The sequence below is a fragment of the Streptomyces sp. AC558_RSS880 genome, from assembly GCF_019049255.1.
Lineage (GTDB): Bacteria > Actinomycetota > Actinomycetes > Streptomycetales > Streptomycetaceae > Streptomyces.
The window spans coordinates 171,161-193,521 of sequence record NZ_JAGMUJ010000150.1 but is presented as its reverse complement, the minus strand read 5'-3'; the positions used below and the strand labels follow the sequence as shown (position 1 = coordinate 193,521).

Annotated in this window: 20 protein-coding genes and 1 pseudogene; 8 read left to right on the top strand and 13 right to left on the bottom strand. The window is 73.9% G+C overall.

The annotated features are described in order from the left end of the window. The first annotated feature begins 163 nt into the window (after positions 1–163). On the top strand, positions 164–1,651 hold the full coding sequence (locus tag KUM38_RS34030) for an FUSC family protein (protein WP_217135275.1): 1,488 nt from the start codon (positions 164–166) through the stop codon (positions 1,649–1,651). 94 nt (positions 1,652–1,745) lie between these two features. Then, entirely contained in the window at positions 1,746–2,777 is a 1,032-nt protein-coding gene (locus tag KUM38_RS34025; RefSeq protein WP_217135274.1) for a lactonase family protein, read from the top strand. Positions 2,778–2,856: 79 nt separating this feature from the next. Here the strand turns inward: KUM38_RS34025 and KUM38_RS34020 are convergent, their stop codons facing one another. The 5 genes and pseudogenes from KUM38_RS34020 to KUM38_RS34000 all read right to left on the bottom strand — a co-directional run bounded on the left by KUM38_RS34020 (position 2,857) and on the right by KUM38_RS34000 (position 8,580). After that, positions 2,857–3,780 (bottom strand): sirohydrochlorin chelatase, encoded by a 924-nt coding sequence (locus tag KUM38_RS34020; protein ID WP_217135273.1) that lies wholly within the window; start codon positions 3,778–3,780, stop codon positions 2,857–2,859. 84 nt (positions 3,781–3,864) lie between these two features. Next, complete coding sequence (locus KUM38_RS34015; protein WP_217135272.1) at positions 3,865–4,872, bottom strand: BadF/BadG/BcrA/BcrD ATPase family protein; 1,008 nt, start codon at positions 4,870–4,872, stop codon at positions 3,865–3,867. After that, positions 4,869–5,546, bottom strand: coding sequence for a uracil-DNA glycosylase (locus tag KUM38_RS34010; protein ID WP_217135271.1), 678 nt, complete (start codon positions 5,544–5,546; stop codon positions 4,869–4,871). The genes KUM38_RS34015 and KUM38_RS34010 overlap by 4 nt, the downstream gene beginning before the upstream one ends. Positions 5,547–5,655: 109 nt before the next feature. Then, positions 5,656–6,811, bottom strand: a pseudogene (locus KUM38_RS34005) (WD40/YVTN/BNR-like repeat-containing protein). An 89-nt stretch (positions 6,812–6,900) separates the two neighbouring features. Next, the gene (locus KUM38_RS34000; RefSeq protein WP_217135270.1) at positions 6,901–8,580 is read right to left on the bottom strand and encodes an acyl-CoA dehydrogenase family protein; all 1,680 of its coding nucleotides are present in this window, start codon (positions 8,578–8,580) and stop codon (positions 6,901–6,903) included. Between the two features lie 71 nt (positions 8,581–8,651). Between KUM38_RS34000 and KUM38_RS33995 the strand changes: the two genes are divergently transcribed. Continuing rightward, positions 8,652–9,410, top strand: coding sequence for a PaaX family transcriptional regulator C-terminal domain-containing protein (locus KUM38_RS33995; protein WP_217135269.1), 759 nt, complete (start codon positions 8,652–8,654; stop codon positions 9,408–9,410). Positions 9,411–9,487: 77 nt separating this feature from the next. On the opposite strand, the gene KUM38_RS33990 is transcribed toward KUM38_RS33995, so the two are convergent. Together KUM38_RS33990 and KUM38_RS33985 are read right to left on the bottom strand one after the other, a co-directional pair. Further along, the gene (locus KUM38_RS33990) at positions 9,488–10,285 is read right to left on the bottom strand and encodes a pectate lyase (protein WP_217135268.1); all 798 of its coding nucleotides are present in this window, start codon (positions 10,283–10,285) and stop codon (positions 9,488–9,490) included. Positions 10,286–10,521: 236 nt separating this feature from the next. Next, a complete protein-coding gene (locus KUM38_RS33985) occupies positions 10,522–11,601 on the bottom strand; it encodes an NADH:flavin oxidoreductase/NADH oxidase (RefSeq protein ID WP_217135267.1) in 1,080 nt (359 codons plus the stop codon). A 123-nt stretch (positions 11,602–11,724) separates the two neighbouring features. On the opposite strand from KUM38_RS33985, the gene KUM38_RS33980 reads away from it, so the two are divergent. Next, the gene (locus KUM38_RS33980; protein ID WP_217135266.1) at positions 11,725–12,084 is read left to right on the top strand and encodes a helix-turn-helix transcriptional regulator; all 360 of its coding nucleotides are present in this window, start codon (positions 11,725–11,727) and stop codon (positions 12,082–12,084) included. A gap of 9 nt (positions 12,085–12,093) precedes the next feature. Here KUM38_RS33980 and KUM38_RS33975 read toward each other — a convergent pair whose 3' ends face one another. After that, complete coding sequence (locus KUM38_RS33975; RefSeq protein WP_217135264.1) at positions 12,094–13,437, bottom strand: FAD-dependent oxidoreductase; 1,344 nt, start codon at positions 13,435–13,437, stop codon at positions 12,094–12,096. 199 nt (positions 13,438–13,636) lie between these two features. On the opposite strand from KUM38_RS33975, the gene KUM38_RS33970 reads away from it, so the two are divergent. Next, positions 13,637–14,104, top strand: a complete 468-nt coding sequence (locus KUM38_RS33970; protein ID WP_217135263.1) for a DUF6214 family protein — start codon at positions 13,637–13,639, stop codon at positions 14,102–14,104. A 34-nt stretch (positions 14,105–14,138) separates the two neighbouring features. Here KUM38_RS33970 and KUM38_RS33965 read toward each other — a convergent pair whose 3' ends face one another. After that, positions 14,139–14,801: a DUF305 domain-containing protein gene (locus KUM38_RS33965; protein ID WP_217135262.1), complete on the bottom strand. Its 663-nt coding sequence runs from the start codon at positions 14,799–14,801 to the stop codon at positions 14,139–14,141. A gap of 191 nt (positions 14,802–14,992) precedes the next feature. On the opposite strand from KUM38_RS33965, the gene KUM38_RS33960 reads away from it, so the two are divergent. Next, positions 14,993–16,495, top strand: a complete 1,503-nt coding sequence (locus KUM38_RS33960) for an LVIVD repeat-containing protein (protein WP_217135261.1) — start codon at positions 14,993–14,995, stop codon at positions 16,493–16,495. On the opposite strand, the gene KUM38_RS33955 is transcribed toward KUM38_RS33960, so the two are convergent. The 4 genes from KUM38_RS33955 to KUM38_RS33940 form a co-directional block, all read right to left on the bottom strand. After that, complete coding sequence (locus tag KUM38_RS33955) at positions 16,483–17,160, bottom strand: TetR/AcrR family transcriptional regulator (protein ID WP_217135260.1); 678 nt, start codon at positions 17,158–17,160, stop codon at positions 16,483–16,485. The two genes, KUM38_RS33960 and KUM38_RS33955, sit on opposite strands and share 13 nt — an antisense overlap. A gap of 174 nt (positions 17,161–17,334) precedes the next feature. After that, positions 17,335–18,015 carry a phosphatase PAP2 family protein gene (locus tag KUM38_RS33950; RefSeq protein ID WP_217135258.1) on the bottom strand — a complete coding sequence of 227 codons (681 nt, stop codon included), beginning with the start codon at positions 18,013–18,015 and terminating at the stop codon, positions 17,335–17,337. A 321-nt stretch (positions 18,016–18,336) separates the two neighbouring features. Continuing rightward, on the bottom strand, positions 18,337–19,272 hold the full coding sequence (locus KUM38_RS33945) for a M56 family metallopeptidase (protein ID WP_217135256.1): 936 nt from the start codon (positions 19,270–19,272) through the stop codon (positions 18,337–18,339). Between the two features lie 104 nt (positions 19,273–19,376). Further along, positions 19,377–19,925 (bottom strand): DUF5134 domain-containing protein, encoded by a 549-nt coding sequence (locus KUM38_RS33940; protein WP_217135254.1) that lies wholly within the window; start codon positions 19,923–19,925, stop codon positions 19,377–19,379. Positions 19,926–20,083: 158 nt separating this feature from the next. Between KUM38_RS33940 and KUM38_RS33935 the strand changes: the two genes are divergently transcribed. Together KUM38_RS33935 and KUM38_RS33930 are read left to right on the top strand one after the other, a co-directional pair. Continuing rightward, complete coding sequence (locus KUM38_RS33935; RefSeq protein ID WP_217135252.1) at positions 20,084–21,781, top strand: FUSC family protein; 1,698 nt, start codon at positions 20,084–20,086, stop codon at positions 21,779–21,781. Then, the gene (locus KUM38_RS33930; protein ID WP_217135250.1) at positions 21,778–22,359 is read left to right on the top strand and encodes a MarR family winged helix-turn-helix transcriptional regulator; all 582 of its coding nucleotides are present in this window, start codon (positions 21,778–21,780) and stop codon (positions 22,357–22,359) included. Before KUM38_RS33935 ends, KUM38_RS33930 begins: the two co-directional genes overlap by 4 nt. Positions 22,360–22,361: the final 2 nt, after the last annotated feature.

The following is a 22,361-nucleotide window of genomic DNA, read 5'->3' as shown; positions in this document are numbered from 1 at the left end:
GTAGGAATGCCACGAACACTGTACCAATGGCCCACTCTCACAGGACTCAGTTGAGCCACTGGTGGAGGAGATGCTGATATGGAGGCGTCGATGGCGCTGCGGACCTCCGCGGCGCCTTTTTCGTGCCACGGCGCACACACCAACGAATCCCAGGGGGCGGTACGTGCTGAAGAGGGTGTTCATGGCTCCGGACCCGGGCCGGATCCGGCTGCGCTTCGCGGCGCGGGCCGTGCTCGGCATCGGTCTGGCCGTCGTCGTCTGCGGCCTGGCCGGGCACTCGCTCACCGGTGCCGTCACCGGCGGGCTCGCCGCGTTGCTCGCCCTGTTCACCGTCACCGACGCCACCGTCCGCGGCCAGGCCGTCACCACGGCGCTGCTGCCCGCCGTCGGCCTGCCGGTGCTCGCCGCCGCGGCCGTGCTGCACGACCACCCGGTCGCCCGCGACCTCACCTTCCTCGCCGTGGTCGGACTCGGCGTGTACGCGCGGCGCTGGGGCCCGCGCGGCCACAGCCTCGGGGTCTTCGCGTTCATGACCTACTTCGTGGCGCAGTTCCTGCACGCGAGGACCGCCCAGCTGCCCGAGCTGTACGCCTCCGTCCTGCTGTCCGTGCTCGCCGCTGCCGCGGTGCGCTTCGGGCTGTGGTGCTACGAGCGCCGGCTGCCCCCGGCCGTCGTGCCGGCGCCGCCCGGCGGCACCGGGCTGGCCCGCGTGACCACCCGCCAGGCGGTCCAGGCGACCGCCGGCGCGGGCTTCGCCCTGGTCGTGGGCCAGCTGGTGTCCGGGCAGCGCTGGTACTGGGCCGTCGGCGCCACCTGGTGGGTCTTCGTCAACACCACCTCGCGCGGCGAGACCCTGGTCCGCGGCTTCCGGCGGGTGCTCGGCACCGTCATCGGCATCGGGCTCGCGCTGTTCGTCGCCGTCCCCGCGCACGGGGACGGCCCGGTGACCGCGCTGGTCGTCGCCGTCGCCGTCTTCGGCGTCTTCTATACGGCCGCCGTGTCCTACACCTGGATGATGCTCTGGGTGACGGTGCTCGCCGCCATGCTCTACGGCCTGCTGGGCGTGCTCACCCCCGGTCTGCTGGCGCTCCGGCTCGTGGAGACCGCCGTCGGCGCGCTCGGCGCCGTGCTGGCGGTGGCGTTCGTCCTGCCCGTGACCACGCACAGCGTCACCGACACCTGGATCCAGCGGGCCCTGCGCTGCGTCCACGCGTGCACCGCGCAGACGGCCGCACGACTGGCCGGGACCGCGGACGCCGACCCGGCGCCGGTGGTGGCGGAGCTGGAACAACTGCTCGCCCGGGTACGGCTCTCGGTCGCCCCGCTGGTGCATCCGCTGAACCCCATGCTCGGCCGCAAGCGGCGCGCCCGTCGGGTGCTCGCCCTGCTCGACGACTGCGCCCGGGAGATCCGCGGCCTCGTCGCCGTCGCCGCCGACCCGGAGGCCTCGCACGACGCCCGGCTGGCCGCCGCCTGCTGGCGCGTCGAGGCCGCCGTCGAGGCGCTCACCGACGGCCGGGACATCCCCGTACGGACCTCCCCGGCCGGGACGGAACCCGCCCTGGCCCATCTGCACGGTCTGGAACGCGCCCTCGCCGAGCTGGCCGCGCCGCTGCGGGCGCCGTCCGGCTCCCCGCTGGTCGGGGCCTGACCCGCGCGGACGCACCGGACGGGACCTTGGTCTAGACCTGACGTGATCGGCTGCTACCGTCACCTCGGTCGGTGGCGGACGAGAGGGGACAGTCGTGGCGGACGGCGGACGGCGGGCGTACATCGGGTCGTTCACGGCGGCGGGGGGCCCGGGCGTCGTCACCGCGGCCATCGCCCCCGGCAGCGGCGCGCTGACCGTCCTGAGCACCGTGAACGCCGTACGCGACCCGTCCTTCCTGGCCCTGGCGCCCGACGGCCGCACGCTGTACGCGGTCAGCGAGACCGCCGAGGGCGCCGTGGCCGCGTTCCGCGTGACCGGGGAGGGCCTGGTACCGGCCGGGCGCGAGGTGCGGGTGGACGGCAACGGGCCGACCCACCTCAGCCTCTTCGCCGGACACGTCCTCACCGCGAACTACGGCTCCGGCAGCGTCAGCGCCGTCCCCGTCCGCCCGGACGGCAGCCTCGCACGGTCGGCGTCCGGGGTGTTCCGGCACAGCGGCTCCGGTCCCCATCCACAGCGCCAGCAGGGTCCGCACGCCCACCATGTGCAGCCCGACCCGAGCGGCCGCTGGGCGGTCACGGTCGACCTCGGCACGGACTCGGTACGGGTCTGCACCCTGACCGACGGCGCGCTCTCACCGCACCGGGAGATCGCCCTGCGTCCGGGCTCGGGCCCCCGGCACCTGGCCTTCCACCCGGACGGGACCCACGCGTACGTCCTCAACGAGCTCAGCCCCACCCTCGTCGTCTGCCACTGGGACGCCGCCGACGGCGCGCTCAGGCCGCTCGCCGAGATCCCGGTCCTTCCCGGCGCCCCGTCCGGGGACGCCTACCCGTCCGGGGTGGCCGTCTCGCCCGACGGCCGCTTCGTGTGGACCGCGACCCGCGGCGAGGACGTCCTGTCGGTGTTCGCGGCCGAGCGGGAGGGCAAGGCGCTGACCCCCCTCACCACCGTCCCCTGCGGGGGGCACTGGCCCCGCGCGATCACCGAGTCCAACGGCGTCCTGTACGTCGCCAACGAGCGCTCCGGGGACGTGACCTGGTTCACGCTCGACCCGGACACGGGAGTGCCGCGGCGCGCCGGCTCCGTCCCGGTGGCCGCGGCGTCCTGCGTGGTCACCGGCTGACCGGCGCCGCCCGGACACGCCGAAGGGCCCGCTCCGGAACCGGAGCGGGCCCTTCGGCGTCGTGCGTGAGCCGGCCGGGTCAGTGGGCCGGAGTGCTCTGCGCCTGCTGCGGGGCGATGCCCAGCGCGGTCGTGTACTTGGCCAGCGCCAGCTTGCCGATCGCCGGGTACGGGCCGAGCGCCTCGGCGGCGGAGCAGTCCGCCTCCTTCGCGGCCTCCTCGATCAGGCTGGCGTCGATCTCCGGGCCGATCAGGTACGGCGCGAGCGCCAGCTGCTGCGAACCGGAGCCCCGCAGCTGCTCGGCCACGGAAGCGATGGAACCGTCCTGGTCCAGGGCCGCCGCCATCACCGGCACGGCGAGGCGCGCGGCGAGCAGCATGCCGGTGATCCCGGCCGCCTGCACGGCCTCGTCACCGCCCACGGAGGCCAGGATGATGCCGTCCGCCGCGGTCGCCACGGTGAACAGGCGGGCACGGTCGGCGCGGGCCAGACCGGCCTCGGACAGCCGCACGTGCAGCGCCTCGGCGAGCAGCGGGTGCGGGCCCAGCACATCGGTCAGCTCGGCGGCGACACGGCTGTCCATCACGGCCTGGCGGACCTGGCGCAGCAGCGCGCTGTCCGGACCGGCGAGCAGCGGCACGACGACGGCGACGGGGCCGTCGGGCTCCTTGACGTCCAGGCCGGCTTCGCGGGCCTGCTCGAAGCGGGCGGTGCGCTCCTCGGCCGCGTACGCGAGGACGGACCGCAGTGTCGGGAATTCCTCGTCGTCGCCGTCGAGGTAGCCGATCCGGGCGTCCAGGCCGGGCAGCTCGGAACGGGCGATGCTCACGACCTCTTCGGCGAGCGAGCGGGTGGCACTACTGGGCGTACCCGGCACGGCGAGGACGAGCGCGGGCGCGCCCTCGGGAGCCACCAGGGGTTCGGGACGGCGGTGCCGTCCGGGCTGGCGGGGGCGCGGCATTCGTACTGGCAGGCCGGACGCGGGCCCAGTGGGGGTGCTCATGCTGCCGCATGTTAGTGGTTTCCCGGGCTCCCCTGTTCGGGGAGGGTGCAGGTGAGCGGTATCCGTCCGGTTTTGTCTGATGAGTTACGTACGGACGTCGGCCGGGCGGGTGACGTCCTCACCTGCCGGGCTCGTCACGCACAGCATCTTCTCGTCGCCCGGAAGGGTGAACGAGCCGGCGGTGAGGTCCTCCGCGATGCGGACCGCCCCGTGCAGGGGGTCCCCTTCGGCCATGATCCGCCGCGCCCCCGGCAGCCGCTCGGCCAGCTCCTCGTCCAAGGGGTCGAGCAGCGCGGCACCCATCCGGAACAGGCCTCCGGTGAGACCGATCACCGGTGCGTCCACGGCCGGGCACACGGCCGCGACGGAGTCGGCCATGTGCCCGGCCGCGGTCCGCAGCACCCCCACGGCGACGGGGTCGCCGTCGGCCGCGCACTCGCCCACCCGGGGCGCGAAGGAGGCGAGCACGGCCGGTCGGTCGGTCCGCGGGTACAGCCGGCCGGGCAGTCCGGCCGCCGGACCGAACATGTCCTCGGCGCTCGCCAGCAGCCGAGCGGAGCCGCCCCGCCGCCCGTCGTGCGCGCGCAGCGCCGCCTCGAGACCCGCCCGTCCGATCCAGGCGCCGCTGCCGCAGTCGCCGAGCAGGTGCCCCCAGCCGTCCGCCCGGCGCCAGCCGGTCAGGTCGGTGCCGATCGCGATCAGACCCGTGCCGGCGGCGATCACCGCACCGGGCCGCGGCCCGAGCGCGCCGACGTATGCGGTGACGGCGTCCGCGGCCAGTACCACCCGCGGTACGCCCAGCTCACGGCGGAGCGCGTCCGGAAGCTCCGCGCGCAGCGCGTCCCCCAGGCCGGCCAGCCCGGCCGCACCGACGACGGCCACCTCCAGCCGTTCGATACCGGCCTCGGCGCGCAAGGCCCGCGCCATCGGCACCAGCTGCTCCATGAAATGCCCCGGGTCGATGCCCCGCTCACCGGTCCGCACCGGTTCTCCCGAGGCGGCCCGGGCCGACGGACCGTGTCCGCCGGCCCCGACGACCACCCGCAGACCGGAGCCCCCGGAGTCCACGGCGAGGAAACCGGGCCCGGTCACGGCAGGCGCCAGTCCACCGGTTGGCCGCCCTGACGGATCAGCAGGTCGTTGGCCCGGCTGAACGGGCGGGAGCCGAAGAAGCCGCGGTCGGCGGACATCGGCGACGGATGGGCCGACTCCACCGCGGGCAGATCGCCCAGCAGCGGACGGCAGTTGCGGGCGTCCCGCCCCCACAGGATGGAGACCAGGGGCTTGCCCCGCCCGGCCAGCGCCCGTATCGCCTGCTCGGTGACCTCCTCCCAGCCCTTGCCGCGGTGGGCGCCCGGCTTGCGCGGGGCCGTCGTCAGCGCCCTGTTGAGCAGCAGCACGCCCTGCTCGGTCCACGGCGTGAGATCACCGTTCGACGGCTGGGGCAGGCCCAGGTCGGTGTTCAGCTCCCGGAAGATGTTGATGAGGCTGCCCGGCAGCGGCCGCACCTCGGGCGCGACCGAGAACGACAGTCCCACCGCGTGCCCCGGGGTGGGGTACGGGTCCTGTCCGACGATCAGGACGCGTACCTCGTCGAAGGGCTGCTGGAAGGCGCGCAGGACGTTCGCTCCGGCCGGGAGGTAGGTGCGTCCCGCGGCGATCTCCGCGCGCAGGAAGTCCCCCATTCCGGCGACCCGTTCGGCCACCGGCTCCAGGGCCTTCGCCCAGCCCGCTTCGACGATCTCATTCAAGGGTCGTGGTGCCACGGGCGTCACCTTACTGCCGTGACGGCGGCGGAGATCAACCAGTGGCCAGGACCGCACGGGATCCTCGTGCGGCTCGTGCGACTCATGTGGCTTACATGGCTCATGTGGCTCATGCGACGACCGCGGCCCGTACGCACAACACGTCCGGCAGATGCGACGCCAACTGCCGCCAGCTGTCGCCGTCGTCGGCCGACGCGTACACCTCGCCGTTGCGGTTGCCGAAGTAGACGCCCGCCGGGTCCGCGCCGTCGTGACACATCGCGTCGCGCAGCACCGTGCCGTAGTGGTCCTCCCGCGGCAGTCCCGCCGTGAGCGGCTCCCAGCTCCTGCCCGCGTCCGCGGTCCGGTAGACCCGGCAGCGCCGGCCGGCCGGCACCCGGTCGGAGTCGGCGTTGATCGGGAACACGTACGCCGTGTCGGCGCGACGGGGATGGGCCACGACCGCGAAGCCGAACGTCGACGGCAGGCCCTCGCCGATGTCCGTCCAGCTCCCGCCCGCGTCGTCGCTGCGGTAGACCCCCCAGTGGTTCTGCAGATACAGCCGGTCCGGGTTCACCGCGTCCCGGGCGACCTTGTGCACGCACTGCCCGAACTCCGGGTTCGGGTCCGGCAGGAACACCGCGGACACCCCGGAGTTGGACGGGGCCCAGCTCGCACCGCCGTCCAGGGTGCGGAACACGCCCGCCGTGGAGACGGCCACCGTCACGGCCCGTGGATCACGGGCGTCGGTGAGCACGGTGTGCAGCCCCTCGCCACCGCCACCGGGCACCCACTTCGCACGCGTGGGATGCTCCCACAACGGCCGGACCAGCTCGAAGCTCTCCCCGCGGTCCTCCGAGCGGTACAGCGCGGCCGGTTCCGTCCCCGCGTACACCACGTCCGGTTCGGCCTCGGAGGGGTGCAACTGCCAGACCCGCTCCAGCGAAGCCCCCGTGTCCTTCGGGAATGTGACGGCGGGCCGGGCCGGTTCGGTCCAGCTTCGGCCCAGGTCGTCGGAGTGGAACACCGACGGGCCCCAGTGCGCGCTGTCCCCGCCGGCCAGCAGCCGCGGGCTCCCGCCACGGGTGTCGATGGCGACCGAGTACACGGCCTGCGCGTTGAAGCAGGGACTCTCGTCGAACTCCCAGGCGTCACCTCGCCGCCGCCCGATGAACAGGCCCTTGCGGGTGCCCACGGCGAGCAGTACCTCGGTCATGCCGATCACCTCCGCGACGTCTTCGTCGACGCCCTCGTTCCAGGACACCGGTCAGTCTGCACCCCACCACTGACAGTCACTTCCGGATCGGTTTCTCCGCAGGTCGGGCCTGGTGCCCCCCGCGCACGGGACGACCGTGCGCGGGGGCCCGCCGGCGGGTCAGCCGCCGTCCGGCAGCGCACGCCCGACGATCGCGTCCAGTGCGGCCGCCGCGGGCAGCGTGCCGAAGGCGTGCCCCCAGTCGCCGCCCAGCCGCGTCGCGCAGAAGGCGTCGGCGACCGCGGACGGGGCGTGCCGGACGAGGAGGGAGCCCTGAAGCGTCAGGGCCATCCGCTCCACCAGTCGCCGGGCGCCCGCCTGCGACCCCTCGGCCAGCCGGTCCTTCAGCCCGGCCACGGCCGCGTCCAGCCGGGCGTCCGCCCCGCGCGCCAGGGCGAGCTCGTCGAAGAGCGCCTGCGCGGTGGCCGTGTCCCGGCCGAGCGCCCGCAGCACGTCGAGCGCGTTGACGTTCCCCGAGCCCTCCCAGATCGACAGCAGCGGGGCCTCGCGGTAGTGCCGGGGCATCCCGGACTCCTCGACGTAGCCGTTGCCGCCCAGGCACTCCAGGGCCTCGGCGGTGAAGGCAGGGCCCCGCTTGGTGACCCAGTACTTGCCGACCGCCGTCGCGATCCGGCGGAACGCGGCCTCCCCGGCGTCCCCGCGCACCGCGCGGTCGGCCGCTCCGGCCAGCCGCAGGGTGAGGGCCGTGGCGGCCTCGGACTCCAGCGCCAGATCGGCCAGCACGTTGCGCATCAGCGGCTGGTCCACCAGCCGCGCCCCGAACGCGCCGCGGTGCCGCACGTGGTGGCCCGCCTCCACGAGCGTCTTGCGCATCAGCGCCGCCGACATCATCACGCAGTCCAGCCGGGTGCAGTTGACCATCTCGATGATGGTCTTCACGCCCTGCCCCTCCGGGCCGACCAGCCAGGCGACCGTCCCGTCGAACTCGGGCTCGGAGGAGGCGTTGGAGCGGTTGCCCAGCTTCTCCTTCAGCCGCTGGATGCGGAACGGGTTGCGCGTGCCGTCGGGCAGGACGCGCGGCACCAGGAAGCACGACAGCCCGCCCGGGGCCTGGGCCAGCACCAGGAAAACGTCGCACATCGGCGCCGACGTGAACCACTTGTGCCCACGCAGGGTGTATACGCCGGGCTCGGCGGTCGGCGTCGCCGTCGTGGTGTTGGTCCGGACGTCGGAGCCGCCCTGCTTCTCGGTCATCCCCATGCCGGCCAGCAGTCCGCGCTTCCCGGCCGGCACGCGCAGCCCCGGCTCGTACTCCCGGCTGGTCAGCCCCGGCTCGTACACCCCGGCCAGCTCCGGCTGCCGCCGCAGCGCCGGCACCGCCGCGTACGTCATGGACGTCGGGCAGCCGTGCCCCGCCTCGGTGTGTCCCCACACCAGTCCCTTGGCGGTGCGGACGACATGGGCGCCGGGACGCTCGTCGGCCCAGGGCGCGGCGGCCAGCCCCTCGGCGACGGCCGCGCGCATCAGGTGGTGCCAGCTCGGATGGAACTCCACCTCGTCGACGCGGTGCCCGTACCGGTCGTGGGTGCGCAGTGCGGGCTCGTGGCGGTTGGCCTGGTCGCTCCACTCCTGCACCCGCGCGCTGCCGGCCAGCCTGCCGAGCCGGCGCAGCTCCTCCTCGGCCCAGCCGGCGCCCTCCCGCCGCAGGCCCTCCAGCAGGGCGGCGTCGTCGGAGGCGTCGTAGGGGGTCAGGGGCGGGGGCTGATTGGTGACGTCGTGCGTGGCGCCGCCGTGCGCGCCGAAGTCCTGCCGCGGCTCGTCCGCGAGTGTGGTGGCCATGAGCGAGTGTTGCACTATTCGTACAGCCGCAGCAATCGTGCAACACGATCGGCGTCGTAGAGTACGGCCCCATGCGGAGGAACGACCCGGCGGCACCGGACGACCCCCGGCCGCGCCCGCTGTCCGCGCGGTCGGTCGTGCTGAGCCTGCTGCTCGGCGCGCATCCGCCGGAGCTGTCGGCGAGGGAGCTCGGGCGGCTCGTGGAGGGCTTCGAGATCGGCGGGTCCACGCTCCGCGCGGCGCTCAGCCGGATGGTCGCCGCCGGGGACCTGCGACGTACGGACACCGGGTACCGCCTCAGCGACCGGCTGCTGGAACGCCGGCGCCGCCAGGACGAGTCCGTGGAGCCGCGCACGCGCGCGTGGGACGGCGACTGGGAGCTGGTGGTGATCACCGCGACCGGCAGGGGACCCGCCGAACGCGCGGACCTGCGCACACGGCTGGCGGCGCTCCGGCTCGCCGAACTGCGTGAGGGGGTGTGGCTGCGTCCCGCCAATCTGGAGCGCAGCCTGCCCGACGGCCTCGACGAGGTGGCCGAGTGCTGCACGGCCCGCCCCGGCCGGCCCGCCCGCGAGCTCGCCGCCGGTCTGTGGCCGCTGGACGCCTGGTCCGGCGCGGCCCGCGCGCTCCTCGGCCACGTCGACCGAGCCGCTCGCCCCGCCGAGCGGCTCACCGCGTTCGCCGCCGTCGTACGCCATCTGCTCGCCGATCCCGTCCTGCCCTCCGCGCTGCTGCCCGCCGACTGGCCGGGCGACGCGCTGCGGTCCGCCTACGCCGGGTACCGGCGGGAGCTGACGGGGGAGGTGCGTTCCCGCGTGGGCGGCGGATGAAGGCGGGCGGGTGCGGGCCGGACGGCCGTACGAGGCGCCGCGCGGGACGCCTCGTACGGCCGCTGCCCGTGGGGGGGCTACCGGTAGGTGATGTCGGACGACGCGTACTTGCAGTACGTGCCGTCGGGGCCGGAGCCGTTGCTGCTCGGCTCGTCACCGTCGTCGTTGCCGATGTACTTCTGGCAGGGGACGATCTTCTTGCTGCTGTCCCCGATGATCGTGATGTTCCGCAGGGTCGCGCTGTCGCCGTAGTTGGTGTTGATGCCGGCGAGCCTGCTGCCCTTCCAGGTCACCTCGATGGTGTTGAGGTTGATCGTCCGCTTGTACTGCGTGGAGCAGTTGCCGCAGGAGCGGACGAAGGTGCCGAAGTTCTTGACCGCGAAGTTCGACACGTTCAGCGTTCCGGCGCCGTTGAACTGGAACACCTTGTCGCTGGCTTCCTTCGCGCCGCCGCCGCTGACGGTGTAGACCGACCCCGACGACTTGCCCTTGAACGTGGCGGCGTCCTCGCCGACGTCCTCCCACCAGACGTTCTGCAGCGTGCAGGAGCCCTGGCAGTGGATGCCGTCGGCCGCGGGGGCGCCCAGGATGACGTTCTTCAGGACCGCGCCGTCCGCCAGCTGCAGGATGGGGCCCTGGTCCTCGTCCTGGCCGCCGGAGCCCAGGTCGCCGGTGCCGTACAGGCGCTTCATCCCGTAGTCCTTGGTGCCGGACACGGAGATGGTGGAGGAGACGCCCTGGCTGCCGTTCGCGGTCGGCCAGGTGGCGGCGCTCGCCGAGGACGCGCCGGTGGTCATGAGCATGCCAACGGAGAGGCCGAGGGTGGCGAGTGCGCCCGTCAGCGCGCGGGCGCGCGGTCGTTTCGCGGAAGTCATGTCGTTCCTTCTGTCGTGGTGTGGGGGTACGAGCCATGTACATGAACGACGTTCGGGATGGTGCGCAGTTGGCCCACTGAATTGACGTGAGCGGGTCATGCTGCTGAACGGAAGGTATGGGGTAAGCGCTTTCTAGTCAACGTCTCGCGCGCATCACATTCGGCCAGGAAAGACCGGCGCCGACGGCCCGGGGTGCGAGGAGCACCCCGGGCCGCCGGCGTGGTGGCGGTGCGGGCTCAGACCGAGCGGTGGTACTGGTCCGGCACATGGACCTCGCCGCCCAGCTCACGGGCCGCGTGCCGGGCCCACGAGGGGTTGCGGAGCAGCTCGCGGCCGAGGAGCACCGCGTCCGCCTCGCCGTTGGCCACGATCTTCTCCGCCTGCTCGGCGTCGGTGATCAGCCCCACGGCGGCGACCGGCATCGGCGTCTCGGCGCGCACCCGCGCGGCGAAGGGGACCTGGTAGCCGGGCCCGGTCGGGATGCGGACGCCGGAGGCGTTGCCGCCGGTGGAGACGTCGAGCAGGTCGATGCCGTGGGCGTGCAGCTCGGAGGCGAAGCGGACGGTGTCGTCCGGGGTCCAGCCGTGCTCCTCCAGCCACTCCGTGGCCGAAATCCGGAAGAACAGCGGCTTGTCGTCCGGCCACTCCTCGCGCACGGCGTCGACCACCTCGAGCGCGAACCGCGTCCGGTTCTCGTACGAGCCGCCGTAGGCGTCGGTGCGGTGGTTGGAGTGCGGGGACAGGAACTCGTTGATCAGGTAGCCGTGGGCGCCGTGGATCTCGGCGATCTCGAACCCGGCGGCGAGCGCGCGGCGCGCGGCGGCGCGGAACTGTCCGACGATCTCGCGAATCCGGTCGAGGGACAGCTCGTCCGGCACCGGGTGCCGCTCGTCGAAGGGGATCGCGCTCGGAGCCGCCGGCCGCCAGCCGTGGGCGTCCGGCCCGACCGGCGCGCCGCCCTTCCAGGGCCGCTCGGTCGACGCCTTGCGTCCGGCGTGCGCGAGCTGGACGGCGGGGACGGTGCCCTGCGACACGAGGAAGCGGGTGATCCGGCGGAACGCCTCCACCTGGGTGTCGTTCCAGATGCCGAGGTCGTACGGCGAGATCCGGCCCTCCGGCGACACGGCGGTGGCCTCCACGACGATCAGTCCCGTGCCGCCGGCCGCGCGGGCCGCGTAGTGCGCGAAGTGCCAGTCGCCGGGCGCACCGGCCGCGGGCCCTTCGGGTGCGGCCGAGTACTGGCACATCGGAGGCATCCACACCCGGTTGGGGATGGTCACGTCGCGCAGGGTGTACGGCTGGAACAGCGTGCTCACGGTGGACTCCATTCGGCGGGGCCGGGACGGGTGAGGCTCGTACGATAAGCATCGTAGTACGGAGGATGTCAAACTACGATGACTCTCGTACTATGAGAATTCCCGGACCGAATGTGAGCCGCCGTGACGACTGCCTCCCCCGCCCTCAGCAGCCGCGATCTGCCGCACCCGGCGCGCGAGGAGATCCGGCTGGAGGGCGTGCTGCACGCGCTCTCCGACCCCATGCGGCTGCGGATCGTCCGTGAGCTCGCCGCCGAGGGCGTCGAGCTGACCTGCTCGCAGTTCGACCTGCCGGTCACCAAGTCCACCACCACGCACCACTTCCGGGTGCTGCGCGAGAGCGGCGTGATCCGGCAGGTCTACGAGGGCACCGCCAAGATGAACGGCCTGCGCCGGGCCGACCTGGACGACCTCTTCCCGGGCCTCCTCGACTGCCTCCTCACCGCGGCCGCCCGCCAGGACGCCCGCCACGGCGCGGCCTGACCGGCCCGCTCACGGGCCGGCCGTGCGGGCCGCCGCGAGCAGGGATTCCCAGTCGGGGAGTTTGACGACGCTCCGGCCCAGGGAGGCGCCCAGTTCCGCCTCGGCGTGTTCGATCGCCTGCCAGCCCGTCCAGCCGACCGGTTCGACGCCCTCGGCCCGCAGCGCCGCCAGCGGGTCGCCGGGCAGGTCGCGGTCGGTGAGGAAGGGCGCGTCCCGCAGCAGGGAGGCCACCGTCTCCTTCGCGCAGGGCCGGTTCGTGCCGATGACGCCCGTCGGGCCCCGCTTGATCCAGCCCGCCACGTACTCGCCCGGAGCGACCGCGCCCTCCCGCAGCACCCGCCCGGCGAGATGCGGAACCGTGCCGCCGGCCGCGTCGAACGGCAGCCCCTCCAGCGGCACCCCGCGGTACCCCACCGAGCGCAGCACCAGCTGTGCCTCGATGTCCTCGAACCGCCCCGTGCCCGTGACGCCGCCGTGTCCGTCCGGCGCCGTCCGCTCGAAACGCACCGCGCCCACCCTGCCCTCCCGGGCGATCAGTTCGGCCGGGCGGAGGAAGAAGCGCAGCCGGATCAGCCGCCGGGCGCCCGGCACCGGCGCCCCGGCCCAGCCCCGCAGCACCTCGACGTTGCGGCGCTGCGGGGCGGGCAGCGCGGACGGGTCCGTGTACGCCGGGTCCCGCGCGGCCTCGGCCGGGTCCACGGCGAGGCCGGTCTCCGGCAGGGTCCCCAGTTCGCGCAGCTCCTTGGTGGTGAAGCGGGCCTGGGAGGGGCCGCGCCGGCCCACCATGTGGATGCGGTCCACCCGGCTCGCCGCGAGTGCGGTCAGGGCCGCGTGCGGCATGTCGGTCGGGCTCAGCTCCGTCGCGCCCCGGGCCAGCATGCGCGTCACGTCCACGGCGACGTTCCCCATCCCGATGACCACCGCCGACCGCACCCCGCGCAGGAAACCGCCGTCGGCGGCGTCCGGGTGCGCGCTGTACCAGGACACGAACTCCGTCGCCGACCAGCTGCCCGGCAGCTCCTCGCCCGGAATGCCCAGCCGCCGGTCCGTGGCGGCGCCCACGCAGTACACCACCGCGTGGTACAGCTCCCGCAGCCGCGCGACCGGCACCCCGCCCGGCCCGACCGGCACCCCGCCGAGGAAGCGCACGCGCTCGTGTTCCAGGACCGCGCGGAGGGCGTTCTGCAGGGACTTGATCTTCTCGTGGTCCGGCGCCACCCCGTAGCGGACCAGGCCGTACGGGCACGGCAGCCGGTCCAGGACGTCCACGCGCACCCGGGCGTCCTGCTGGACGAGGCTCTGGGCGGTGTAGCACCCGCTCGGCCCGGAACCGATGACGGCGACACGCAGCACGGCGGAACTCCTCACCCGGGGGATCGACAGGAGATCGCTGCTGTCTCCAGCATGGCACCGTCCGCGCTCCGCTGACAGGGTGCCGTCCGCCGTCCGGGGTGCGTGTTCTACGGAGGGAAACTGATCACGCGGTTACGTTGCGTGTGTGTTTGAGGCATCTTTTCTTCATCTTTCCGATCGCTCTCCGGCGGAGGGTGCGGTGTCCGTGTGGCCCGCGTGGGAGGTGCGGGAGGGGGAGCGGGCGACGCGGTGGCTCCATGTGCGGCTGGCCTTCGGCGACGGGGCCCGCATCGACGCGCTGGCGACGGTGTGCGAGGGATGGGTCTGTGTCGAGGACGTACGGGCCCGGCCCGCGCTGGCCCTGGAGGACCTCGCCCTGTTCGCCGACTGGATCGAGGCGCCGCTGGCCCGGGCCAGCGGCGCCGAGACCGGGCCGGACCCCGGGGACGGGGCCGGTACGGGCGCGCACCGGGATCGGTCCGCCCGGCCGAGGGGGCCCCGGGAGCAGGGGCTCGTGGCGCGGGTGTACCGCGCGGCACAGGAGCGGGGAGCCGATCCGGTCCTCGCCGTGATGAACGAGACCGGGTACAGCCGGCGCGGGGCGCTCAGGCTCATCGGCCGGGCGCGCGACGCGGGACTGCTGCCCTCACGGCACGCCCGGCGCTGAGCGGCCCGCGGTCACCGGCCCGCCCGGCGCACCGTCACATCAGGTCGCGCATCCGGCTGATCTCGCTGGTCTGCTGGGCCACCACGTCGTCCGCCATCTCCTCCATCCGGATGTTGTTGCCCTGCCCCTTCAGCTCGGTGGACATGGTGATCGCCCCCTGGTGATGCGTGATCATCAGGGTGAGGAAGAGCTGGTCGAAGGCCTTGCCGTCGGCCGCGCGCAGCTGCTTCAGCTGGGCCTGCGTGGCCATCCCGGGCATCGTCGCGTGGTCGTGCCCGTGCCCGTCGTCCCGCTCCGCCTTGTCGTGGCTCTTCAGCCAGGCCTTCATCGCCTTGATCTCCGGCTGCTGCGCGGCGGCGATGCGCTCGGCCAGCTTGACGATCTTCGACGACTCGGCGCGGTCCGGCACCAGTCCGGTCATCTCCAGGGCCTGCGCGTGGTGCTGGATCATCATCCGCGCGTAGGACACGTCCGCCGAGTTGGGGGAGTCGTCCTCGACACGCTGCCGTTGGGCCTCCTCGGCCGACAGGGTCCGGTTGGCCTCCCCGGGCTCACCCGGCGCGATGACCGAAGGCCCGCTCCCGGCGGCCGACTTGGTCCCCTCGGTGCCGGAGTCGCAGCCCACGAGCCCGAGTACGGCCAGGGCGGTCAGCCCGGCCGCGACGACGGACACGCGTGACGCACGGCGGTAGTGCACAAGGACCTCCTGTGGCTGGCAGGTTGCAAGACACCTCGTGAGTGTCGACGACCGTCCTAGCATGCTTTCGCGCGACAGTGATCGAAAAACTTCGTGACAACGGTGTTGCCCTCTGTTGGTATGTGCATGTCCACGACGATACTGCCGGTGCGAAAACCGTTCCGAGATGAACGGAACCAGGGAGGAAAACAGTGATCCTGTTGAGCGTTTCCCGAACCCGGCGCAGACGCCTGGGTGTTGCCGCGGCGGCCGGTGGGCTGCTGGCCGCGCTGCTCACCGCCGCGCCGGCCGTGGCGATCCCCGACCCCGGGGACTCGCCGGCCGCCGAGAAGGAGGTCTCGCGCAGCGACAAGGCCGAGGCGCGCGCGGCCATCCAGAGCGGCGAGATACCCGCCCAGGACGAGATCGTCCACTCCGACAACATCCGGCACGTGGCCAACATCCCCAAGGACGCGCTGCCCGGCACCAATTCGGACCTGGCCTTCCAGGGCCGGTACGCCTTCGCCGGCAACTACGACGGCTTCCGCATCTTCGACATCAGCGACCCGAAGGCGCCGAAGACGGTGGCCCAGGTGCTGTGCCCCGGCTCGCAGAACGACATCTCCGTCTCCGGCGACCTGCTGTTCCTGTCCACCGACTCCTCGCGCAGCGACAGCAGTTGCAACAGCACCACGCAGCCGGCGACCGAGAAGTCCTCGTGGGAGGGCATGAAGGTCTTCGACATCAGCGACAAGCGCAACCCGCGCTACGTCGCCGCCGTCGAGACCGCCTGCGGCTCGCACACCCACACGCTGGTGCCCGAGCGCAAGAACGTCTACGTCTACGTCTCGTCGTACTCGCCGAACGCGGCCTACCCCGACTGCCAGCCGCCGCACGACGGCATCTCGGTGATCAAGGTGCCGCGCAAGGCCCCGCACAAGGCGGCGCTGGTCGGCTTCCCGGTGCTGTTCCCGGGTGAGGGACCGGACGGCGGCGGCAACCCCGGCGGGCCCACCAACCCGGGCGTCTCCAAGACCACCGGCTGCCACGACATCACCGTGCTGCCGTCGAAGGACCTGGCCGCCGGTGCCTGCATGGGCGACGGCATCCTGTTCTCCATCAAGGACCCCGAGCGGCCCAAGGTGATCGACCGGGTGCAGGACAACGTCAACTTCGCGTTCTGGCACTCGGCGACCTTCAACCAGAAGGCGAACAAGGTCGTCTTCACCGACGAGCTGGGCGGCGGTGGCGGCGCCACCTGCAACGCGGAGATCGGCCCGAACCGCGGCGCGGACGGCATCTACGACATCGTCGGCAAGGGCGACCGGCAGAAGCTGGTCTTCCGCAGCTACTTCAAGATCCCCCGCCACCAGGCGGACACCGAGAACTGCGTGGCCCACAACGGCTCGCTGATCCCGGTCAAGGGCAAGGACCTGATGGTCCAGGCCTGGTACCAGGGCGGCGTCTCCGTCTGGGACTTCACCGACTCCTCGAAGCCGAAGGAGATCGCCTACTTCGAGCGCGGTCCGCTGTCCACGGACCAGCTCGTCACCGGCGGCTCCTGGTCGGCGTACTACTACAACGGCTACATCTACTCGAACGACATGGCCAAGGGCTTCGACGTCCTGAAGATCGACGACCGGCGCACGGACCCGGCCCGCTGGGTCCAGCTGCGTGAGCTCAACGTGCAGACCCAGCCGGACTACTTCGACTGAGCGTCCGGCTCCGTCGCGAAGAACCGGGCCATGTCCGTCCGGTCCTTCCGGCACGTCCCGCCGGGCACCTCGGTGTCCGGCGGGACGCCCATCTCCCAGTCGAGCCGGTAGCGCTTGAACAGCTCCGCGCGCAGTACCGGGACCGGCATGGGCGCGCCCGGCACCAGGGCCGCGTACACGGCGCCCATCAGCAGGGCGCGCAGCATCGGGTAGTCCGCGTCGACGTCGGGGGAGCCGTGCCGGGCGACGGTGTCGCTCAGCAGCTCCGCCAGCCGCCGTTGCTCGGGGCAGGGCAGGAAACCCTCGGCCTGCAGCAGTCCGGCCATGTGCTGGCGCATCAGGAGCGGCCGGTCCCGCGCCAGGCCCAGGATCGCGTCGATGGCCCGTGCCATCCGCTCCCGGCCGTCCTCGGTGTGCGGCTCCCGCTCCAGGGCCTCCTCCAGGGTGCGGTGCATCAGCCGGTGCACGGCGGACTGCACGAGCTGGCGCTTTCCCGGGAAGTAGTACGACACCAGGCCCCGTGCGGAGCCCGCCCGGTCGGCGATGTCGCCCAGCGTCGTCGCCTCGTACCCGTGCTCGTCGACCAACTCCACGGCGGCGTGCAGAAGCCGTTCCTTCGAACGCCTCCGCAACTCTTCATTGACCAGGGCGCTGCGCGGGGACATGCTGGACTCCTGCGTTGACTGGCTGCCAGCCAACTATACTCAGCGCATCCGGTGAGGCCCCCTGGCGGGCCTTGTCGGGGTGCCGTTCACTTCGGGCGACGCGGGGGATCGTCCGAAGTGAACGGTCCCGTTCGCGGTGGAAGCGGCTCCGGGCCGCCGACTCGGGGGCCCGACTCACCGGCGCGCCGGACACCGCCGCCGGTGGACCGTCACGGCCGCCGCCACCACCAGGGCGCCGGTCAGCCAGCCGCCCAGGACGTCCGTGGGCCAGTGGACGCCGAGCCAGACCCGGGTGAGACCGACGCCGGTCACCGAGAGGACCGCCACGGCCAGCGCCGTGCGCCACAGGACGCGGCCCACACCGTGACGGTGCAGCAGCCACAGCAGCAGACCGCAGACGACCGTCGCGGTCATGGCGTGCCCCGACGGGAACGCCGCGTAGTGCGCGGAGTCCACCGGGTCGGGCCAGACCGGGCGGGCGCGGTCCAGCGCGGCCTTCAGCCCCTGCTGCACCGCCGTCGCGACGGCGACCGTGAGCACCAGCCAGAGCGCCGACCAGGGGGCCGCGTACCGCCAGGCGAGCAGCGCCGCCGCCACACCGCACAGCACCCGCATCGTCCAGGGGTCCCAGACCCAGTCCGTCAGGATGCGGGACGTCTGCGTCAGCCCCCGCTCCTCGACCGCCCAGCGGTGAGTGGTCCGGGCGATGTCGGCGTCCAGCTCGAGCAGCGGGCGCCACTCGACGCCGACGAGCGTCAGCAGCAGTACCGAGCACAGCGCGAGCACTCCGGTGGACAGGGTGGCCGGGCGGTGCGCCGGTGGCCTGGGCGGGGATTCGGTGTGGGGGGTGTGCATGAGGCGATCCTCTCCGAGCGCCGGTGTCCGGGGCCAGTACCCGCTTCCGCAGGCCTCTTCCGGGCTCGCGCTGGCCGGGGGACGCTTGCGTGGTGTCCGGCGTTGGTGTGGGTCGGGGTGGGGCTGCGCTGCCCGGCGCTTGCGGGGTGCCTCCCCCACTCTCGGCTCCGCTCGAGCGGGAGGTACCCCCACCGCCCACCCGTGCCGCCCTGGGGGTACCTCCCAGGCCGTTCAGGCACGGGGGGAGGCACGACTGCCCGCGGAAGCGACGGGGCATGCGGCGCGGCTGTTCGTGGAAGGCGGGGCGCGGCCGGCGGTGGGCTAGCCGAGCGCCCGCAGCCCCGGTACGAACGCCACCAGTACCGGGAACACCGGAACCAGCGACGCCACCGCCGTGAGCCGCAGCCGGCGTCCCGCGGTGAGCCGGTCCGGGGGAGTGAGCAGCCGGCGCACCCGGGCCGGGACGTGGGCCTGCGGGGCCGGGCAGGGGCCGAACACGCCGCGGTGCTCGTTGAGTTCCACCAGCGCGAGGGCCGTGGTCAGCCGACCGAACCGGCGGGACGCCATGTCGTCGGCGGCGAGTTCGACCAGCCGGTGCATCTCGTCGCGGAACGCCGCGAACACCGGCACCTGCGGGAAGCCGCCCGCCAGCGCGGAGGAGCAGTGCCGCAGCCAGTCGTGCCGGGCCTGCGCGTGCCCCCGCTCGTGGGCGAGCACGGCGTCCAGCTGCCTGCCCTTCAGCCGGCGCAACGCGGCCGTGGTGACGACCAGCCGGGGCGGGGTGCCGGGCAGCCACCAGGCGTCGGGCCGCTCGCCCTCCAGGACCACGAGCCGGTCGGAGCCCGGCTGCTCCCCGGGCAGCAGCGGGGCCCGCAACCGCAGTTCGGCGCGGCGCGTCCGGCGCCGGGCGCGGGCCCGTACGACCTCCCGGACCAGCATCGCCGCGCTCCACAGCCCGCCGCACGCCAGTGCCACCGCGGTGGTCTGCGCCCAGAGTCCGGCCGTACCGAGCGCGTACGCCTCCACGACCGCGCGAGGTGCGGTGGCGAACACATGGCCACCCACCGCCCGCCAGGCGGCCGCCGCGCTGAACGTCATCGACAGCGCGCAGCACAGCAGCACCGCCGCGATCACGCACTGCCACGCCCACAGCGCCACCACCGGTTCACGGTCCGGCCAGTCGGCCCGGGCGAGCAGCCGGGGACCCATGACAGCGGTCAGGACGCCGAGCAGCAGCAGGGCCGCGGGGAGGATCATGCGCCCAGCCTATGAGCGCGGGCCGCCCGGGGACACGGACGGACGGACCGAAGTGACGCAGGCAACGGTCCCGTACGGCCGCCGCGGCATTGTGTGTCCCACCCTCACATCATCAGCAGCATCGCCACCATCGCGATCCCCATGGACAGTCGGCAGGCCCGCGCCAGCTCCGGCCGGTCGCCCCATCCCGCGCCCCGGCCGTCCCCCGCCACGGCGGCCACGGGCACCAGTCGTACGCCGGTGGCGAGCACGTACGCGACGAAGTAGAGCAGCAGGGCCCCGGTCAGCAGGGGTGTGCCCGAGCCGCCGTGCCCGTGCCCCTGCCCGGTGGCGGCGGCCATGGTCGCCGCCATGTACACCATCGCCCCGGCCCCGATCAGATGGTGCAGGTGGCACGCGCCGGTGCGGGCCGCCCACAGCGCGTGCAGCCCGGCCGCGCCGAACACCACCGCGAGGGCCGCCCAGGCCCAGGCCGGCGGGGTGAACACCGCCGCGGGCACGGCCATCACGGCCATGCCGAAGCCCATGAGCGCCTCGCCGCCCGCGGCGCGGCGCTGCTCCACCACATGGCTGCGCATGCGCAGCAGACAGTAGGCGCCGGTCGCCGCGCAGAGCGCGACCAGCAGCCAGCCGGACGACGCCGGTCCGTGCACCCGAACCTCCCCCTCGGCCCGCTCGACGGTCGGTCATGGCATGCCCGGTCCCGGCGGCGGACACCCGAGCGCACGGGAGTGCGGGGGGAGCGCCCGGGGGAGTGCGGCAGCCCGGCACATATGTTTCACGAGTAAAACACCTGTTAATCTTGCTCTTCATGAGCAGTACTCCCCCCACCCCCGTCCCCACCGCTCCGCGGGCGGCCCGGCGCCTCCCGTTCGCCGCCGCGCTGCGCCTCGGGCGGCCCTCCGACATCTGGTTCAAGCCGGCCCTCAGCGTGGTCGCCGCGGTCGCACCGCCCAGCCTGCTCCTGGTGGCCCTCGGCCGGCTCGACCTCGCGATGTACACCATGGCGGGGTCCCTGTGCGCCCTCTACGCCCACAACCGCCCGTACGCCGCCCGGGCCAGGGTGCTGGCGTGGGTGGTGCTCGGCATGCTCGGCGGCCTCGCCGTCTCCCTGGTCGCCGCCTCCCTCACCGGGAACGCCGTGGTCCTGGTCACCGTCGGCGCCGTCCTGGCCGCCGTGCAGAAGGCGCTGTGCGACGCCACCCGCGTCGGCCCGCCCGGCCATGTGATCCTCACCTTCGTCAGCTCCGCCGCGCTGTTCGTGCCGCAGACCCTCGGACAGGTCCCCGGCCATCTCGCGCTCGCCGCCGCGGCCGGTGTCTGGGCCTATCTGGTGGGCATGGCGCCCGCACCGCTGCGGCCGCACGGCCCCGAGCGCCGCGCCACCGCCCAGGCGCTGAACGCCGCCGCCGCGTACGCCGGGACCGGCGGCACCGGCGACGGTCACACAGGGGCCCGCGCCGCCGCCTACGCCGCCGTACAGGCCGCCTGGCAGTCCCTGCTCTCCACCGGCGACCGGCCCTCCGCCACCCGCCGCGCCCTCGAACGGCTCGTCGTCCGCGCGGAGGTCGCGCTCGCCGCGCCCGCCGACGCCGACCCCGTACGCCTGCGCGCCTGGGCCCGCGCACTGCGCGGCACCGGTGCCGTCCCGCGCACCGACGACCCCCGCGCGGACGCCGGTGAACTCCTCGGCGTGGCCGCCGAGCGCGCCACCCCGCCGCGCCCCCTGTGGACCAGGCTCGGCCCGCTCACCCCGATCGCCGTCCGCACCGCGCTGGGCTGCGCCCTCGCCGGCTACGCCTCCCTCGCCCTCGGCATCGGCCGCCCCTACTGGGCCCTGGTCACCGCCGCCTCGCTCTACCAGGCCAACATCACCCTCACCTGGAACCGGGCCGTCCAGCGCGTCGTCGGCAACCTCGCCGGCGTGCTGCTCTTCGCCGCCCTCGTCCCCGTCGCCCACCTCGGCCCGCTCGCCCTCGTGCTCTGCTGCCTGCTGTGCAACTTCGGCGCCGAGGCGCTCATCGGCCGCAACTACTGGCTCGGCACCGTCTGCGTGACCCCGCTGGCGCTGCTCGTCACCGAGTTCGCCGGCCACCAGCGGCCCGGCGACCTGATCACCGAACGCGCGGTGGACACCCTCGTCGGCGCCCTGGTCGGCTTCGCCGCCGCCGTGGCCGTCACCAACCGGCGGGCGGGCGACCGCGTGGAGCGGGCGCTCACCGCGGCCGACCGCGCACGCGAACACGCCGCGCGCCTCCTGGCCGGGCCCCGGCCCGCCCTCGCCGCCCTGGACGCCGCCCGCCGCGGCCTCGCCGCCGCCCTGGTCGACCTGAGGGCCGCCGCCGACGCCGCGTCCGGCGAGTGGTGGCAGCGCGCACCGGACCAGGAGCGGGTCGTGCTCGCCGAGCAGTCGGGACACCGTACGCTCGCGGCGACGGTACGACGCCAGGGCCTGCTCCCGGACCCCGGCACGGGCACGAACACGAACACGGAGGACGTACGGCCATGACGGCGACCGAAGGACCAGCGGCGGCCGGCGGCGAGGGACCGGAGACGGCCGACGGGGACGTGCCCGGCCGCTCGCGGGGCGACACCGTCGCCGCCGTCGTCCGGCAGTGGCGGGCCGTCCACCCCGGCCTCGACACCGGCCCCATGGAGGTCATCGGCCGCATCAACCGCTGCGCCGCCCTCCTCCAGCAGGCGGAGGACGCCCCGCTGCGCCGCGCCGGGCTGACCCGCCCGGAGTTCGACCTGCTGGGCGCGCTGCGCCGCACGGGCCACGAGCTGACGCCCAGCGAGCTGGCCCGCGAGACCTTCTCCTCGGGCGCCGCCGTCACCAAACGCCTCAAGCAGCTCACCGAACGCGGACTGGTGGAACGCCGCGGCGACACCCGTGACCGCCGGGTCGCCCACGTCCGCCTCACCGACTCCGGACGTGACCTGGTCGACGGCATCCTGCCCGCGCAGCTCGCCTACGAGACCGCCGTGCTGTCCGGTCTGGACGGCCCGGAACTCGGCGAGCTCGCCGCCCTGCTCGGTGAGTTGCTCGGCCAGCTGGAAGGACGCCTGGGCGCGCTGCGGGCGTGACG